General features: G+C 65.5%; 19 protein-coding genes and 1 tRNA gene. 8 read left to right on the forward strand and 12 right to left on the reverse strand.

Annotated features, from left to right (window positions below; all coding sequences use genetic code 11):
• Positions 1-38 precede the first annotated feature (38 nt).
• Entirely contained in the window at positions 39-935 is an 897-nt protein-coding gene (gene rpoH / locus ACUXVX_RS15835) for an RNA polymerase sigma factor RpoH (RefSeq protein ID WP_222468641.1), read from the reverse strand.
• A 284-nt stretch (positions 936-1,219) separates the two neighbouring features.
• On the opposite strand from rpoH, the gene ACUXVX_RS15840 reads away from it, so the two are divergent.
• Positions 1,220-1,876 carry a DUF4386 domain-containing protein gene (locus tag ACUXVX_RS15840; RefSeq protein WP_446309048.1) on the forward strand — a complete coding sequence of 219 codons (657 nt, stop codon included), beginning with the start codon at positions 1,220-1,222 and terminating at the stop codon, positions 1,874-1,876.
• 2 nt (positions 1,877-1,878) lie between these two features.
• Here the strand turns inward: ACUXVX_RS15840 and ACUXVX_RS15845 are convergent, their stop codons facing one another.
• On the reverse strand, positions 1,879-2,910 hold the full coding sequence (locus tag ACUXVX_RS15845) for an RluA family pseudouridine synthase (RefSeq protein ID WP_446309049.1): 1,032 nt from the start codon (positions 2,908-2,910) through the stop codon (positions 1,879-1,881).
• On the opposite strand from ACUXVX_RS15845, the gene ACUXVX_RS15850 reads away from it, so the two are divergent.
• Positions 2,909-3,205, forward strand: a complete 297-nt coding sequence (locus ACUXVX_RS15850; RefSeq protein WP_446309050.1) for a DUF6476 family protein — start codon at positions 2,909-2,911, stop codon at positions 3,203-3,205. The two genes, ACUXVX_RS15845 and ACUXVX_RS15850, sit on opposite strands and share 2 nt — an antisense overlap.
• A gap of 12 nt (positions 3,206-3,217) precedes the next feature.
• Here ACUXVX_RS15850 and ACUXVX_RS15855 read toward each other — a convergent pair whose 3' ends face one another.
• The 3 genes from ACUXVX_RS15855 to ACUXVX_RS15865 all read right to left on the reverse strand — a co-directional run bounded on the left by ACUXVX_RS15855 (position 3,218) and on the right by ACUXVX_RS15865 (position 4,652).
• Positions 3,218-3,517, reverse strand: coding sequence for an SH3 domain-containing protein (locus tag ACUXVX_RS15855; RefSeq protein ID WP_446309051.1), 300 nt, complete (start codon positions 3,515-3,517; stop codon positions 3,218-3,220).
• Positions 3,518-3,631: 114 nt separating this feature from the next.
• Positions 3,632-3,708: transfer RNA gene (locus tag ACUXVX_RS15860), tRNA-His, on the reverse strand.
• A gap of 44 nt (positions 3,709-3,752) precedes the next feature.
• A complete protein-coding gene (locus ACUXVX_RS15865; protein WP_446309052.1) occupies positions 3,753-4,652 on the reverse strand; it encodes a GNAT family N-acetyltransferase in 900 nt (299 codons plus the stop codon).
• A gap of 118 nt (positions 4,653-4,770) precedes the next feature.
• On the opposite strand from ACUXVX_RS15865, the gene ACUXVX_RS15870 reads away from it, so the two are divergent.
• Positions 4,771-4,977: a DUF6324 family protein gene (locus tag ACUXVX_RS15870; RefSeq protein WP_222468635.1), complete on the forward strand. Its 207-nt coding sequence runs from the start codon at positions 4,771-4,773 to the stop codon at positions 4,975-4,977.
• Here the strand turns inward: ACUXVX_RS15870 and ACUXVX_RS15875 are convergent.
• Positions 4,974-5,438, reverse strand: a complete 465-nt coding sequence (locus ACUXVX_RS15875; RefSeq protein WP_446309053.1) for an MmcB family DNA repair protein — start codon at positions 5,436-5,438, stop codon at positions 4,974-4,976. The genes ACUXVX_RS15870 and ACUXVX_RS15875 overlap by 4 nt on opposite strands.
• 203 nt (positions 5,439-5,641) lie before the next feature.
• On the opposite strand from ACUXVX_RS15875, the gene ACUXVX_RS15880 reads away from it, so the two are divergent.
• The 3 genes from ACUXVX_RS15880 (at position 5,642) to ACUXVX_RS15890 (ending at position 8,463) form a co-directional block, all read left to right on the forward strand.
• Entirely contained in the window at positions 5,642-6,052 is a 411-nt protein-coding gene (locus tag ACUXVX_RS15880; protein ID WP_222494179.1) for a hypothetical protein, read from the forward strand.
• A 319-nt stretch (positions 6,053-6,371) separates the two neighbouring features.
• Positions 6,372-7,700 (forward strand): hypothetical protein, encoded by a 1,329-nt coding sequence (locus ACUXVX_RS15885; protein WP_446309054.1) that lies wholly within the window; start codon positions 6,372-6,374, stop codon positions 7,698-7,700.
• A gap of 10 nt (positions 7,701-7,710) precedes the next feature.
• Entirely contained in the window at positions 7,711-8,463 is a 753-nt protein-coding gene (locus tag ACUXVX_RS15890) for a hypothetical protein (RefSeq protein ID WP_446309055.1), read from the forward strand.
• Positions 8,464-8,466: 3 nt separating this feature from the next.
• Here the strand turns inward: ACUXVX_RS15890 and ACUXVX_RS15895 are convergent, their stop codons facing one another.
• The 6 genes from ACUXVX_RS15895 to ACUXVX_RS15920 all read right to left on the reverse strand — a co-directional run bounded on the left by ACUXVX_RS15895 (position 8,467) and on the right by ACUXVX_RS15920 (position 12,307).
• Positions 8,467-8,808 carry a hypothetical protein gene (locus ACUXVX_RS15895; protein WP_446309056.1) on the reverse strand — a complete coding sequence of 114 codons (342 nt, stop codon included), beginning with the start codon at positions 8,806-8,808 and terminating at the stop codon, positions 8,467-8,469.
• A 103-nt stretch (positions 8,809-8,911) separates the two neighbouring features.
• The gene (nusB, locus tag ACUXVX_RS15900; RefSeq protein ID WP_222494184.1) at positions 8,912-9,370 is read right to left on the reverse strand and encodes a transcription antitermination factor NusB; all 459 of its coding nucleotides are present in this window, start codon (positions 9,368-9,370) and stop codon (positions 8,912-8,914) included.
• Positions 9,367-9,921, reverse strand: a complete 555-nt coding sequence (locus ACUXVX_RS15905) for a 6,7-dimethyl-8-ribityllumazine synthase (RefSeq protein ID WP_446309057.1) — start codon at positions 9,919-9,921, stop codon at positions 9,367-9,369. Before ACUXVX_RS15905 ends, nusB begins: the two co-directional genes overlap by 4 nt.
• Complete coding sequence (gene ribB / locus ACUXVX_RS15910) at positions 9,921-11,030, reverse strand: 3,4-dihydroxy-2-butanone-4-phosphate synthase (protein ID WP_446309058.1); 1,110 nt, start codon at positions 11,028-11,030, stop codon at positions 9,921-9,923. Before ribB ends, ACUXVX_RS15905 begins: the two co-directional genes overlap by 1 nt.
• 93 nt (positions 11,031-11,123) lie before the next feature.
• Positions 11,124-11,714 carry a hypothetical protein gene (locus ACUXVX_RS15915; protein WP_446309059.1) on the reverse strand — a complete coding sequence of 197 codons (591 nt, stop codon included), beginning with the start codon at positions 11,712-11,714 and terminating at the stop codon, positions 11,124-11,126.
• Positions 11,714-12,307 (reverse strand): riboflavin synthase, encoded by a 594-nt coding sequence (locus tag ACUXVX_RS15920; protein WP_446309060.1) that lies wholly within the window; start codon positions 12,305-12,307, stop codon positions 11,714-11,716. Before ACUXVX_RS15920 ends, ACUXVX_RS15915 begins: the two co-directional genes overlap by 1 nt.
• 114 nt (positions 12,308-12,421) lie before the next feature.
• On the opposite strand from ACUXVX_RS15920, the gene ACUXVX_RS15925 reads away from it, so the two are divergent.
• Both ACUXVX_RS15925 and ACUXVX_RS15930 read left to right on the forward strand, forming a co-directional pair.
• Positions 12,422-13,714, forward strand: coding sequence for a capsule biosynthesis protein (locus ACUXVX_RS15925; RefSeq protein ID WP_446309061.1), 1,293 nt, complete (start codon positions 12,422-12,424; stop codon positions 13,712-13,714).
• Positions 13,715-13,936: 222 nt separating this feature from the next.
• Entirely contained in the window at positions 13,937-15,070 is a 1,134-nt protein-coding gene (locus ACUXVX_RS15930) for a polysaccharide biosynthesis/export family protein (protein WP_446309062.1), read from the forward strand.

The following is a 15,070-nucleotide window of genomic DNA, read 5'->3' on the forward strand; positions in this document are numbered from 1 at the left end:
TCGGTTGCCCAAGGGTCTAGCCGCCCGCTGGCGCGGGTTCAAGCGCGCGCCAGCAGTCCCCGCTCCTTGGCAAGCTCCTGCATCCGCTTCTGCAGCTTCTCGAAAGCGCGCACCTCGATCTGGCGAATGCGCTCGCGGCTCACGTCATACTGACCCGAAAGCTCCTCGAGCGTGACCGGCTGCTCGTGCAGACGGCGCTGGATCAGAATGTCCTTCTCGCGCTCGTTCAGCACGTCCATCGCCTGCACCATAAGCTCGCGGCGCACTTCCATCTCGTTCTCTTCGGCGTAGCTCTTGGCCTGGTCGGCGGTCTCATCCTCCAGCCAGTCCTGCCATTGCGCCGAGCCGTCATCATCGGAGCCGATGGTGGCATTGAGGCTCGCATCCCCGCCTGAAAGGCGGCGGTTCATCGAGATCACCTCGTCCTCGGTCACGTTGAGTTGTTCGGCGATCTTCTGCACGTTCTCGGGGCGCAGATCGCCCTCCTCCAGCGCGCCGATCTTGTTCTTGGCTTTGCGAAGGTTGAAGAAAAGTTTCTTCTGGGCGCTCGTCGTTCCGAGTTTCACAAGCGACCACGATCTAAGAATGTATTCCTGGATCGAGGCGCGGATCCACCACATGGCATAGGTCGCGAGCCGAAAGCCCTTTTCCGGGTCAAAGCGTTTGACCGCCTGCATCAGGCCCACGTTGGCCTCAGAGATCACCTCGGCCTGCGGCAGGCCGTAGCCGCGGTAGCCCATGGCGATTTTCGCGGCGAGGCGCAGGTGGGAGGTCACGAGCTTGTGGGCCGAAGAGCTGTCTTCGGTTTCGACCCACCGCTTGGCCAGCATGTACTCTTCCTCCGGCTCCAGCATCGGAAAGGTGCGGATCTCCTGGAGGTAGCGGTTGAGCCCCTGCTCTGGAGAGGGGGCCGGAAGCTTGGAATAGTTACTCATGCGCGTCCCTTGTTGCGTGTTATCAGTGCTTTACCCCGGTCATGCCGGGCGGTTGATGGTCATATAAGCACTGAACTGATCGGTTCAAGTCTTAGCGGTGCCCTAAGGTTGCGACCATCCTAGACCTGATAAACGTGAAGAGAAGGTAAATCCGGCGCACCAATCTGTGTGACCGCACTTGTCATGCGTATTTGCATGAATGGTGAACGAAAACGGGGAATTCTATGCGGTCTCCGCATGGCCTATCTCGGGGACAACGCAACTTCAGCCCCCGGAGCCGCCCCATGCAAGCCTCGATCCAACGCACCACAGGCGCCCTCTACCTTGGCGTCATCGCCCTTGGCCTCACCTCCGAGTTCGCCATCCGCATGCCCTTGATAACATGGGGTGATCCCGCCGAGACATGGGCAGCCATCGCCGCCAACACCGGCCTCTTTCGCGCCGGGCTGCTGGCCGACAGTGCAATGATCGCGCTCGACATCGCCCTCGCCGTGCTGTTCTTCAGCCTCCTCCGCCGGGTCCAGCCCGAGCTGGCCCTCACCGCGATGGTTCTGCGCCTGATGCAGGCCGCCGTGATCGGCGCCAGCCTGCTCGCCAGTGTCGCGGCGCTCTCGCTGGTCAGCACCGGGCCCGAGGCCCCCGAGGCGCTGATGGTCCTGCTGACTACCCATTCCATTGGCTACGACGTCGGGCTCATCTTCTTTGGCGCGAACACGCTGATCACCGCATGGCTCCTCGCCCGCGCCGCGCTCGTGCCCCGCTGGCTGCCCCCCCTGCTGGGTCTGGCGGGCCTCACCTACCTCGCAGGCTCGCTCACCCGCCTCGGCGCACCGGAATTCAACGCGCTGATGCAACCGGCATACGGGGTCACGATCCTCGCCGAGTTGAGCCTTGCGCTGGTGTTCCTGCTCCGCCCGCAGCGGAGCGCGGCAACCGCCTGATGTCAGGCCGAATAGCTGCCACCGAGCACCGCAAGAAGCGCTCCCATGTCATCCGGCATGGGGGCGGCAAAGTCCATCTCGGTGCCTTCCACCGGATGGGCAAAACCCAGCGAAGCCGCATGCAGCGCCTGCCGTGAAAACGCCCGCACCGCCTCCGCCGCCTCGGCCCCTACCGCCCGCTCCGAGAGCTTGCGCCGCCCGCCGTAAACCGGATCACCGATCAACCCATGCCCGATGTGAGACATATGCGCCCGGATCTGATGCGTGCGCCCGGTCTCCAGCCGGCATTGCACCAGCGCCGCAACCTCCTGCAAACGCTCCACAACCTGCACCCGCGTCACCGCGTGGCGTCCGCCTGTGAAGCACACCGCCTGGCGCTGCCGGTCGGTCTTGTGGCGGGCCAGCTGGGTGGTGATCCGCAGCGTGCCGTCCGGCTCGAAATGGGTGCCCTTGATCCCCCGCAGCCGTGGCTCCGAGCCATCGGGGATGCCATAGCAGAGCGCGAGATAATGCCGCCGCGCAGTATGCGCCTCGAACTGTTCGGCCAGCCCGTGGTGGGCGGCGTCGGACTTGGCGACCACCAGCAACCCACTGGTATCCTTGTCGATCCGGTGCACGATGCCCGGCCGCTTCTCGCCACCCACGCCCGACAGCTCGCCGCCAAAATGATGCAGCAGCGCATTCACCAGCGTGCCACGCGGGCTGCCCGGCGCCGGGTGCACCACCATGCCCGCAGGCTTGTTGACCACCACGAGGTGTTCATCTTCGAAGGCGATTTCCAGCGGAATATCCTCGGCCACCATCTCCACCTCGGCGGCCTCGGGCACAGCGATTTCCACCTCGTCGCCCTCCGCCACCTTGGCCTTCGCATCTGTCACCACCGCGCCGTTCACCCGCACTGCGCCCTCGGCCAGCAGCCGCACCAGCCGCGACCGGCTCAGGCTCGCCTCGTCTGGCACATCGCGTGAAAGCGCCTTATCAAGGCGCGGCGGCGGCGTCGGGCCGAGGGTGAATGTCACGAGAGAGGCGGCCATGGCGGCTCCGGATGAAAATGAACTGCCGGTGGACCTGAAGTGGCTCAAGCGGCTGGTGACAGGGCTGACGCTTACGATGATCGCAGGGATCGCCGTAATCGCCGCCCTGCTTATCATCCGCCTCTCCGGCCCGCAAAGCCCCTCTTTTCCTGAGGAAATCGCCTTGCCTGCCGGGGCCGAAGTGCAGGCCTACACCGCAGGGCCGGGCTGGCACGCCGTGGTCACCACCGACGGGCGGATCCTGATCTACGCCGCAGACGGCACGCTGCGGCAGGAGATCGAGGTCACGCCCTGAGGCGGTGCCGCACTAGAGGCGCGTAAGATAAGTCTGCGAGACATAGCCCGTCATCGTCGGCGTCCGGTCCAGCGCAACCTCGCACCAGCGGGTGCCGCCAATGCGCGAACACTCCTTCACCCGCACAACCGTGCCATTGGGCAGCCCCGCCTGGATCGTGTAGCCGGTGCCCGGCCCCGCGCGGAGCTTCAGCATATCGCCCTCTTCCACGCCCGATACCTCGTAACGCGCTTGCCCAACTGCGATTGGCCCCGCGCTTTCGCACGCCGCAAGCGTGCCTACCACAAGGGTGCAGACCATGATTCTCAGCATGTTTTTCTCCTGCTTCTGCCTCGGCGCCCAGCTTAGGCGGCGGGCGGCAAAAGCGCCAGTTTCCGCAGGCGCGGAACGCCGGATCGGCGGGCATTTTCAACGGGTCTGGGGGAGTGGTACCACCTCCCCGGCTCGAACGGGGGACCTCCTGATCCACAATCAGGCGCTCTAACCAACTGAGCTAAGGCGGCACTCGGGGGTCGTTTAGCGCCCGTCCCGCACGATTGCAAGAGCCTCAGAGGTCAATCCTGTAGTCAACAACCACGGTATCCTGCCCGAATTCGTGCTCCGGCCGGCTGCCCAGCTTTTCAAAGCCCGCGCGTTCATAAAGCCGGCAGGCCGCCGCGTGGGATTCGTGGGTCCAGAGCACCAGTTCGCGGTAGCCCTTGTCGCGGGCGAAGTTCAGGCAGGCCTCCAGCAGCTTGCGCCCCAGCCCCAACCCGCGCGCCTCCGGCTCCAGAAAGAATAGCCGCAACTGTGCAGTCTCCGCTCCGCGCGAGACGCAAAACACCGAGCCGAGCCTGCGCCCATCGCCCCAAGCGATCCAGCCGCGCTCACGGGCCGGATTGTTGGTGCGAATGAACTCGGCCATGACCTCCGCCACCAGCGCCTCGAATGTCGCATCATAGCCCTCGTCCCGGGCATAGAGCGCCCCGTGGCGCTCCACGATCCAGCCTGCATCTCCCGGAGCAAGGTCTTTCAATTCAACATGTTCCGGCGGTTGAAAGGCCTGCCGCACACGGGCCAACCCCTCGCCCAGCAAGGCGCGGGCATCAGGCTCCATTCGGCCCAGAAAGGCGCCAACAGCGGCGCGGGAGGCCTTGTCATGGCTCGCGGCCAGCGCTTGCCCTTCGGCGGTTAGTTCAAGTGTGCGGCGCCGTGCATCCTGCGGGTCGGGCTTGCGGGCAATCCAGCCCTTCTTCTCGAAGCCTGCGAGCAGGCGCGAGAGGTAGCCCTCGTCCAGCCCTAGCAGTTCCGCGATTTCGCGGGCGGTCGACAACTCGCCATTGGCCAGCTCCCAGAGCACCCTCACTTCCGTGACCCCGAGCCCGGAGCCGAGGTAGCTCTGCCCCAGCAGGCCGAGGCGCTGGGTGTAGAACCGCGAGAAGCCGCGCAGCTGTTCGATGTCGTCCATATCCGACCCTCCGCCACAGAATTTCCGGCAGTTGCTTGCGTGGGTCAAGCATTATCCCCCCTTGCCTCACCCCGAGGTGCAGGCTAGCTGACGGACCACCGCAGCCGGAGAAACACCCATGGGCATCAATAGCGAGAGCGACTTCGCCGCCAACCTTCAGATCGGGCCGACCGATCAGGGCATGGTGCGGATCTACATTCAGGGCGACGGCGTGGATATTCCGATGGACTTCGACCCCGAAGAGGCACTCGAGATCGCCGAAGAGCTGAAGAGCGCGGCCCAGCGCGCGGCGGCCATGGTCGCGGGCGGCAAGAAGAAGCGCTAGAGCAGCCCCGAGGGACGTGGGTCGCGCAGGGCCTGAAGCCGCAGCGCGGCGTGGCGGGCGAACTTTTGCAGCATCACCTTACGCCGTGCGGCGGCCAGCTTGGTCTCTGGCCCCATGCGGATGATCTCTGCATCGTAAGGGTCCGCGATGATCAAGCCCGTCTCCGCAGGCAGCAGCTCTGTCGGAAAGTCCTGATCCACCGCCCAGAAGAAGCGGTCACACCACTCCAGATAGCCCTGCCACTTGTGATCGGCCATGTAGTCGGCCCGGCTCGACTTGCACTCGATCACCCAGACCTCTCCCTTCGGCCCGAGCGCCATTACGTCCACCCGCAACCCGCCCGTGGGCACCAGTTCTTCGACCGTCACGAATCCGTGGCTGAGCATGTGGCGGCACACCCCTCGGGCGAGCAGCTGGCCGGGCTGCAACTCGGGCGTGGGCGATTCTGGTGAGAGTTCCATGTCGCAAACATGAACAAACCAGAAACATCCTTCAAGCCCCCGGCCGAGCTTCAGAATTTAAAACAAAAATTTGCCACGATCTTGCCTCAAAACCCCGGCAACCGGGCGCCGATCGCTGCCGAAGGCCAGCATTGTTGACGCACCGCGAACAGTCGCCCGGTGATCGGGATGACAGACCGCCACCGCTGCCCTAGTTTCGACACATGGGGCGCATTTCTATCATAACCATGTTCATCGCACTCGCTGCCGCAATCGCCATTCCGGCGCATGCGGCCAACGACGGTCTGGCCGACAAGTTCTGGAGCTGGCTCTTTGCCGAGGAGGCCCCGGCGGAAGTTGAGGCCACTGCATCGGGCCGCCCGAAGGTATGGACATTGCACCCCTCCGACCGCACGCGGCACCCCGAAGAGAGCTTTCGCGGCTCCAAGTGGAAGGGGCATCGCTACTTCCCGTTCCAGCGTGACTACGTTGTCTATGGCGGCGGCCCCTCGCGTGGTCTCTCGATTGGCACCACCACGCCCAACGGCGCGATCATCCGCCAAGGGCGCCCCTCGCTCTCGCGCGGGATCAAGCGCTCATCGGTCAAGAGCAAGGTGCGCCGCGCCTTCCGCTGAGGGCCATGCGCATCGAATTCACCGCACCCCCTTGCCAGCACCCTGCCCCGGGCCTATCTCCGCTCGTGGCGGATCTGCTCTTCTCGTGTCGAGGCCCAATTCCAGTGGCCTTAAGCAATTCCATGGGAGTTGGCTCTGTCCGGGCCCTGGTCCGGTTACCCGACGCCCACCTGTATTTACAGGTCCCCGGGAATTCGAACGCCTTGCCGGTCGCTGCGGTCCCCGCCACCCTTTCTTCTCATAACGGCCAAGTGAAGCGCCCCGCGCTTCCCCCCGGGCGCGGCGTGCCTATACTCCCCGGGTCACGGTGGAGGGTGCGATGAGCCGGAAGATGAGCAGGAGCGAGGCTCGCGGCCTTGCCTATTCCAAAGAACTTGAGGGCCACCTCGGCGCGCTCGACAGCTTCACGCCGACCGCGCTCGGCGTGCTGGCCACCGCCTCGGGCATCTACACCTACCTCGGCGTCTCTTCGCTGCTGGATAACAACGGAGCGATGACCTTCTTCGCAGCCGTTGCCTATTCCATCGCCGTCTCGGTCGGCATTTTCGTGTTCTGGTCCTTCCTCATGCGCCTGCTCCCGGCGGTGCGCACCGCCTCGGCGCGGATCGGGCTGCTGCTCTCGATGGGCCTCGGCTCTCTGGCGATCGTGGCCATGTCGTCCTGGCTCAATGCCGCGGCGCTTGCAGGCGCGGCGGCGGTGGAGCAGCACCTCGCCAAGACGGTGCAGGACTATCAGGGCTCGCTGGAGCGCAGCTATCAGATCGCCACCGCAGGCCAGGGGCTGGAGCGCGATGTCGCCCGCGTGCGCCAGAGCTTCACCGACCTGTCTGAACAGGAGGCCACCGGCAACCTTTCGGGCCTCGCCGGGCGCGGTGCGGTGTTTCGGGTGCTGAACCAGAAGGCCGATGAGTTGAGCGGGTTGGAGGCTCAGATCGCCAGCCAGACCCCGCTGGTGGAAGAGCGCTTTGCGCAGGGCAACGTAATCCTCAGCCGGATGCGGGCACTGACAGTAGAGACCGGGCCGGTCGAGGCGCGCTCGGTCGAATTTTCCGAAGAGGCCGTGCGGCTGGCCGGGATCATCACCGAGTTGCGCCAGCTTTCCGTCGCGCCACTGGTGCAGCGCGCGGCGCAGGACCTTTCGCAATCCGTGGTGCTGCCCCAACTCGACGGGCGCACGGAGGAAGACCGCATCGGCCAGGCCTCGACGCTGGAATCTGTGCTGGGCGTGCTCGGCCAGCGCGCAGAAACCCTGCGTTTGGCAGCCGAGGGCGTCATGGGCATGACCCCGCCCGCCGAAGTTGCCTATACCCCCGTCTCCGCCGCCGATGCGGTGATCCTCTACGCCGAAAACTTTGTGCCCAGCTGGGCCGGGGCCATCGCCATCGACCTGCTGCCTGCGGTGCTGGTGCTGATCCTCATGGTGGTGCAGGCCGCCATCCGCGCGGGCCGCGACCCGGTGGACCTTGGCGACCGACTCACGATGGCAGAGCTGCGCGCCGCCCTCGTTGCCGCGCGGGACGTTGAGAACGCTATGGATGAACGGGACGAGGAGCCAGAGGCGGAGGACGAAGAAGAGGAAGAGCCGCGCCCCGAAAACGTCGAGCCGCTGGAAAAACCGGCCAAGGGCTCCGGCCCGCGGTCTGTCTGAGGGCTTGGCGATGGCTTTCACGGCAAAAACCGGCCTCAAGGCGATTTTCGGGCTGCAGATCGGCATCGCGGTCGTGCTGCTCGGGCAGGACTTTTCGCTCGTTGCGCCGCAGATCCGATGGCCCACCTCCGCCCCTGCCGTCTCCGACCCCGTGGCGCCCGGCGACCAGACCCGGCGGTTCGACCCCGATGAGGTGCGCCGCCCAACAATGCCCGGCATCCCGATGGAAGGCGCCGCTAACATGCCCAAGCGGCTGTTCTTCGAGGACCGGCCCGAGGGCGGCACGCGGATTGTCGGCGCGATCAAGGAGGGCGACGGGCCGCGCTTTGCCGAATGGCTGGAGCGCCAACCGGACGTGCCCGAAACGCTGTGGCTCCACTCCCCCGGCGGCTCGGTGGGCGATGCGCTGCAGATCGGGCGGTTGATCCGGGAGAAGGGCATCAACACCGCGATGGACGCAGGCGCCTTCTGTCTCTCCGCCTGCCCCTACATGCTGATGGCCGGCTCCGAGCGCCGGGTGCACGCCGAGGCCAAAGTGGGCGTGCACCAAAGCTATTACGGCCAAAGCACCGTGCTGCCCGCCTTCCTCGCGGTGGAAGACATCCAGCACAGCCAGGCCGAGGTGATCCGCTACCTGGGGGAGATGGGCATCGGGCTGGGGGTGATGGAACACGCGCTCTCCACCCCACCGGATGAAATTTACATCCTGCTGCCGGAGGAGTTGGAAGAGTTCTCGATCGCGACCGAGATCACCGAAGGCTAGCGCCTAGCTGAAGTCGTCAAACCCGCGCTGACGCGGGGCGTCGCGCGGCTCGGGGGGCACCTGCACCGCCACGGTTTGCAGTTGCACGGCCATTCGCTTGCCGCCGCCCCTGCCCCGATCTTCCGGCTCCGCCATCCGCACGATGGCGATGCCGAACTGCACGCCCGAAAAGACGATGCCATTGAACATGAACAGCAGAAACACCGCCAAAGGCCCCGCGGAGGTGTGGGTGACGAGGTGCCAGAGGTTGCCCACGTTCAGCCAGAGCAGCCCGGCCACGAAGAGCGCAGCGAGGGCAAAGCCGATCAGGACATGGCGGATGTAAAGCGATACGAGCTTGGGCATTGGCAGGGCCTCCGAGGCGACGCGCGTCACATTCAAGATAACGCAACTGTGCCTAACAGCCAGTTAATTCCACCCGGCCCCGGCCAGAATCCGCCCTTCCGCGTCAGAACGCCTCGGGCTTTGCCTCGCGGGCCATGTGGTCGAGCACCGCGTTCACGAACTTCGGCTCACGTCCTTCGGGGAAGAAGGCCTTGGCGATATCCACGAACTCCACGATCACCACCTTGGGCGGCGTGTCACTCTCCACCAACTCGGCCCCGGCGGCGCGGAACAGCGCGCGCAGGGTCGGGTCGATCCGGTTGATCGGCCATTTGGCCACCAGCGCCCGGTCGGTCATCTGGTCGATCTTGGCCTGATGGTTCACCGCATCGCCGACGAGCTTGCGAAACAGCGACGGGTCGCCCTCCACCATCTCCTCGCCCTCGAAATACTCGGTGCCGAAGCGGTGATCCTCGAACTCGGTCTCCACCGCCTCGGCGGTCTGGCCGGAGGCTTCCATCTGAAAGAGCGCCTGCACGGCGTAGAGGCGTGCGGCGGATTTTTTCGTGCGTTTGTCGCTCATGCGGTCTTGGGTCCTTCGCCGTCACCGGCCAGCAGGATTTCGTTTTCAAGCGGCGAGCGGAAGCCCACGCCCCGCTCCGGCTTGCCAAAGCGGCGGGTCAGCGCGATCAGGTGCAGCGCGGCAGCAGCAGCGCCGCCGCCCTTGTTCTGCCCCTCGACCTCGGCCCGCACTTCGGCTTGTTTGCGGTTTTCGACCGTCAGGATGCCATTGCCGATGCAGGCCCCTTCCAGCCCCAGCAGGGTGACGGCGCGGGAGCTGTCGTTGCAGACGGTCTCGTAATGGGTCGTCTCGCCTCGGATCACGCAGCCGAGCGCCACGAAGCCATCGAAGTTGCTCTGCCGGTGGGCGATGCGAATGGCGGTGGGCACTTCCAGCGCGCCAGGCACTTCGGCGATCTCGTGGAACGCCCCGCAGGCCTCCAGTTCGGCCACGGCGCCGGCAACGAGGTTGTCGGCGATGTCCTTGTAGTAGGGCGCGACGACGATCAGTATCTTGGGCGCGACGTCAAACTCCGGTCGGGGCAAAACGTAATGGCTCTCGCTCCCGGCCATCAGCCTGCCTCCTCGATCCGGCGGGTGCCGACGATCTCCAGCCCGTAGGCATCGAGCCCAACGATCTTGGGCGTGGGGGAGTTGGTGAGCAGCTCCAGCTTGTGGATGCCGAGCGACGAGAGGATCTGCGCACCGAGGCCGTATTGCCGCAGCGTCTGGGGCGAGGCCTCCTCGGCGGCGGCGATCTTCATGGTCAGGTCGCGCAGCAGCACCACAACGCCCCGGCCTTCGTCGGCCACGGCCTCCATTGCTGCGCCAAACTCATGCGCCCGGCCTGCACCGGCGGTGCCGACCACATCGAGCATCGGGTCGAGCGCGTGCATCCGGGTGAGCACCGGTGCATCGCCGGAGATATCGCCCTTCACCAGCACGATATGCTCGGCGCCCTGCACCTGATCGGTGTAGATCTTCATCTGCCACTCGCCGCCGAAGGCGGAGGTGATGGTCTCCTCCTTCTTCACGGCAACGAGGTTGTCGTGGCGGCGACGGTAGGCGATGAGGTCCGAGATGGTGCCGATCTTCAGCCCGTGCCGCTGGGCAAAGCTGACCAGATCCGGCAGGCGCGACATGGTGCCATCTTCGTTCATGATCTCGCAGATCACGCCCGAGGGGTTGAGCCCCGCAAGGCGGCTCACATCCACCGCCGCCTCGGTATGACCGGCCCGCACAAGCACCCCGCCCTCGCGGGCGCGAAGCGGAAAGACGTGGCCCGGCGTGGCGATATCCTGCGCGCTTTTGGCGCTGTCGATGGCCACGGCCACGGTGCGGGCGCGATCGCCGGCGCTGATGCCGGTCGTCACGCCTTCTCGGGCCTCAATGCTGACGGTGAAGGCGGTCTCGTGCCGCGAGGAGTTCTGCGAGGCCATCAGCGGCAGGCCGAGCGCATCAATCCGGGGGCCGGGTAGCGCAAGGCAGATCAACCCGCGTCCGTGGGTCGCCATGAAGTTGATCGCATCGGGCGTGGCCATCTGCGCGGGGATCACAAGATCGCCCTCGTTCTCACGGTCTTCATGATCCACGAGGATGAACATCCGCCCGTTGCGGGCATCCTCTATGATCTCCTCAACCGAGGAGATCGCGTCTGTATAGTTGGTCGAAAGGTCGTTCATCGGGCCGCCCGTCTGGTTTGCGGCTCCATCTAGCCCGGTTGAGCCGGGTTGGAAAGGGTGGAAGGCCGGGGCGAGACGCGAGGTCGCGGGGGGTCAGGGGCCGAAGTATTGCTCGGCAGAGACATGGCCTGCGAGGTTGGCGGTGGGGGCCCAATCGGCCTCCAGCGGGGTGTCGCCGACCAGAACCACAGCACCGGGCAGCAGGCCCGCGCCGTTCAGCATGTCGCGGATGCGGGAGCGGGTCTGGCCCCAAGTCTCCCGCAGATCGGGCGCGATGGCCGCCGGATCGAACCGAATGGCGTGCTCCGCCTCGATGCGCCGAGCGAGCGCCGCCGGGTCTTGCGGCGCGTGAGCCAGCAGCACCCTGCCACAGCGCGCCAGGTCCCGCAGCTTGGCCGCACGCGCTTCGGGCATCTGCTGGCCCTCGCGGATCATCCTGAGCGCGTTGTTGGAGAACAGGATCGCCACGATATCGCGGCCCGCCGAGTGGTGAACGCGGGCGTAGGTCTTGAAATCCAGCCCAAGCTCGCCCGCTCGCTTCAGCCTGCGCTGGATCACCGGGAGCGGCAGGGAGGGCAGCAGTTCCGCCCGCGCCCGCTTCCAGGCATAGCCGCGCCAGCCCGCGCCCGGCTCCATCGTGGGGCCGCCATTGTGGCCGGGGCCGTAAATCGGGCGCTCCGCCATCAACCAGCCTCCTGCAGCCGGGCCACGTATCGCGCCATCGTATCGACCTCGAGGTTCACCTCGTCGCCCTTGGCCACATCGCCCCATGTGGTCACTTCCCGCGTGTGCGGGATGAGATTGATGCCGAACTCCGCGCCCTCCACTTCGTTCACCGTTAGAGAGGTGCCGTTGAGCGCGACCGAGCCCTTGGGTGCGATAAACTTCGCCAGCGCCTGGGGCGCGCGGAAAGTCAGGCGCAGGCTGTCGCCCTCATCGGCCATGCCCACCACTTCGGCCACGCCGTCCACATGGCCCGAAACGATATGCCCGCCCAGCTCATCACCCACCTTCAGCGCCCGCTCCAGATTGAGCCGCTTTCCCACCGGCCAGCCATTGGCCGGGATCGAAGTTTTTGAGACAGTCTCCGCCGAGACATCCACCTCGAACCAATCCGGCCCGAGCGCTACGACCGTCAGGCACACGCCATCGCAGGCAATGCTGGCACCAATGTCGATACCGCCGGTGTCGTAGCTGGTGCCGATGCGCGCCCGCATGTCGCCGCGCATCTCCACTTTTTCCACCCGCCCGATGTCGGTGACGATGCCGGTAAACATGCCTCAATCCTTCTTCTTTTGACCCGAGTGCGCCTGCGCCCGGACATTCCGGTCTTAATTCTGCCGCAGGAATGGGTTAGGCCACAAGCAAGACCTGAGGAGATCGCGCCGCCGATGAGCGCCCTTGCCGCAGAAGACCGCCGCTTCCTGTTCCTGCAGGGGCCGCACGGGCCGTTCTTCCATCGGCTCGGCAAGATGCTGCGCGCGGCGGGCTGCGAGGTCTGGCGCGTGGGCTTCAACAAGGGGGATGAGGCCTTCTGGTTTCATTCCCGCAGTTTCATCCCCTATCGCGGCACCCCCGAAGATTGGCCTGACCGCTTCGCAGAGCTTTGCGGCGAGAAGGGCATCACCGATATCGCGCTCTACGGCGACACCCGCGGCATCCACGCCGAGGCGGTGCGCATCGCCAAAGAACGGGCGATCACCGTGCATGTCTTCGAGGAGGGCTACCTGCGGCCCTACTGGGTGAGCTACGAGCGCGGCGGCTCCAACGGCCACTCGCGGCTGATGGACTTCTCGATCGAGGATATGCGCGCCGCGCTGGCGATGTCGGATATCGACCTGCCCGATGCGCCCGCCAAATGGGGCGACATGCGCCACCACATCTTCTACGGCTTCCTCTACCACTACTTCGTGCTGCTCTGGAACCGGCCCTACCGCAACTTCCGCCCCCACCGCTCGCTGACCGTGGCGCAGGAATTCGCCCTCTATCTCAAGCGCTTGCTGCTTATGCCGGTGTTCTGGGCCGACCGGGTGCAGGCTACCTTCCGGATCAAGCACGGCGGCTTCCCCTATCACCTCGCGATCCTGCAACTGGAGCATGACGCCAGCTTTCAAAAGCACTCGCCATTCAAGACGATGACCGAGTTTCTCGCGGTCACGATCGAAGGCTTTGCCGCCGGGGCACCGCGCCACCATCACCTCGTGTTCAAGGCCCATCCGCTGGAGGATGGGCGCGTCCCGATCCGGCGAGAGATCCGCAGGCTGGCAAAGGCGCATGGGGTGGCTGGCAGGGTGCATTACGTGCGTGGCGGCAAGCTGGCGCAATTGCTCAACCACGCCCGCTCTGCGGTGACCGTCAACTCCACCGCCGCGCAGCAGGTGCTCTGGCGCGGGCTGCCGCTGAAGGTCTTCGGCGATGCAGTCTACGCCAAGCCCGACTTCGTCTCGGTCCAGCCTCTGCCCGAGTTCTTCTCGGCACCGACACGGCCCGACAGCAAGGCCTATCGCGACTATCGCAGCTTTTTGCTGGAGACCTCGCAGATCGCCGGGGGCTTCTATTCATCGCGAGGGCGCAGGCAACTCTTGCGGCAGGTAGTGGATATGATGCTGGCCCCGGAAGACCCTTATGACGCGCTCGCACAAGGCAAAGCCGGACCGCGCCTTCAGCTCCGGCTCGTGACCTGACGCAGCCCTTGGGGGTCGCTCCGCCTACTTCCACTACATCTGCCAAATAGCCGGGATTCCTTGGAGAATCCGGTTCAGGACTTATCGCCAAAATCGCGACACATCGGCAACACACCCTTGCCCTTCGGCACAGCCCCGCCGCCACCGTCCTTCCTTTTGACCCGCCCCGTCAGTAGGCTCGGCGCAAAACTTGAGGCAGAAATCCGTAAAGGAGCCCGAGCAGTGATACTCAAGACCTCCCCGCTGGCCCGCGCCGCGGCCGCTTTGGCCATGGTTGCCCTTGTCGCGTCCTGCGGCCTCCCCCGCAGCGGCCCGAACAAGCGCGAAATCTTCGCAGGCTCCGTGCTGAATGAGGGCGATGCGTTCGTGGTCGCGGTGAACAGCCGCGTCACCGCCGCGACCTCCGTGACCCCGGTGCTGGGCTTCTCCAAGGCCTTCCTCAACGCCGGTCGCATCGGCTCCGACACCATCCGCCCCGGCGATGTGCTCGGCCTCACGATCTGGGAAAACGTCGATGACGGGCTGCTGGCCAACGAGGGCCAGTCTGCGACCGTGCTCGAGGAAGTTCAGGTCGACAGTGCAGGTTTCATCTTTGTGCCCTACGCGGGCCGGATCAAGGCCTCCGGCAACACCCCGGAGCGCATCCGCCAGCTCATCACCGAAAAGCTCGACACCCAAACGCCCGATCCGCAAGTTATCGTCCGCCGTCTCGCCGGTGACGGGGCTGCCGTGTCGGTCGTGGGCGGCGTCAGCGCTCAGGGCGTCTACCCCATCGAGCGGCCCACCCGCACCCTTTCGGCCATGCTGGCCGCGGCGGGTGGCATTGCCATCGAGCAGGACGTGGCCCAGATCACCGTGATCCGCGGCAAGCACAAATGCACCATCTGGTGGGCGGATCTGTTCGAGAACCCCAAGTTCGACATCGCCCTGCGCGACGGCGACCGCATCCTCGTGGAAGAAGATACTCGGGCCTTCACCGCCCTCGGCGCAACCGGCACGCAGAACCGTATCCCCTTCACCACGCAGACTCTTTCGGCCATTGAAGCGATTGCCCAGGTGGGCGGCCTCAGCAGCAACCTTGCAGACCCGACCGGCGTGTTCGTGTTCCGCAACGAGCCCGAGGAAATTGCCCGGCAGGTGCTTGGCCGCACCGATATCACCGGCACCCAGCGCATGGTCTACGTGCTCGATCTGACCGAGCCGAACGGCATGTTCGAGGCGCGGGACTTTGTGATCCGCGATGACGATACCGTCTACGTCACCGAGGCGCCCTACGTGCAATGGCAAAAGACCCTTTCGGCACTGACCGGGGCCGTGGGCACCGCCAACCAGCTCAACACCGCCGCTGGCAACTGA

It is taken from the genome of Vannielia sp. SX4 (assembly GCF_052828525.1).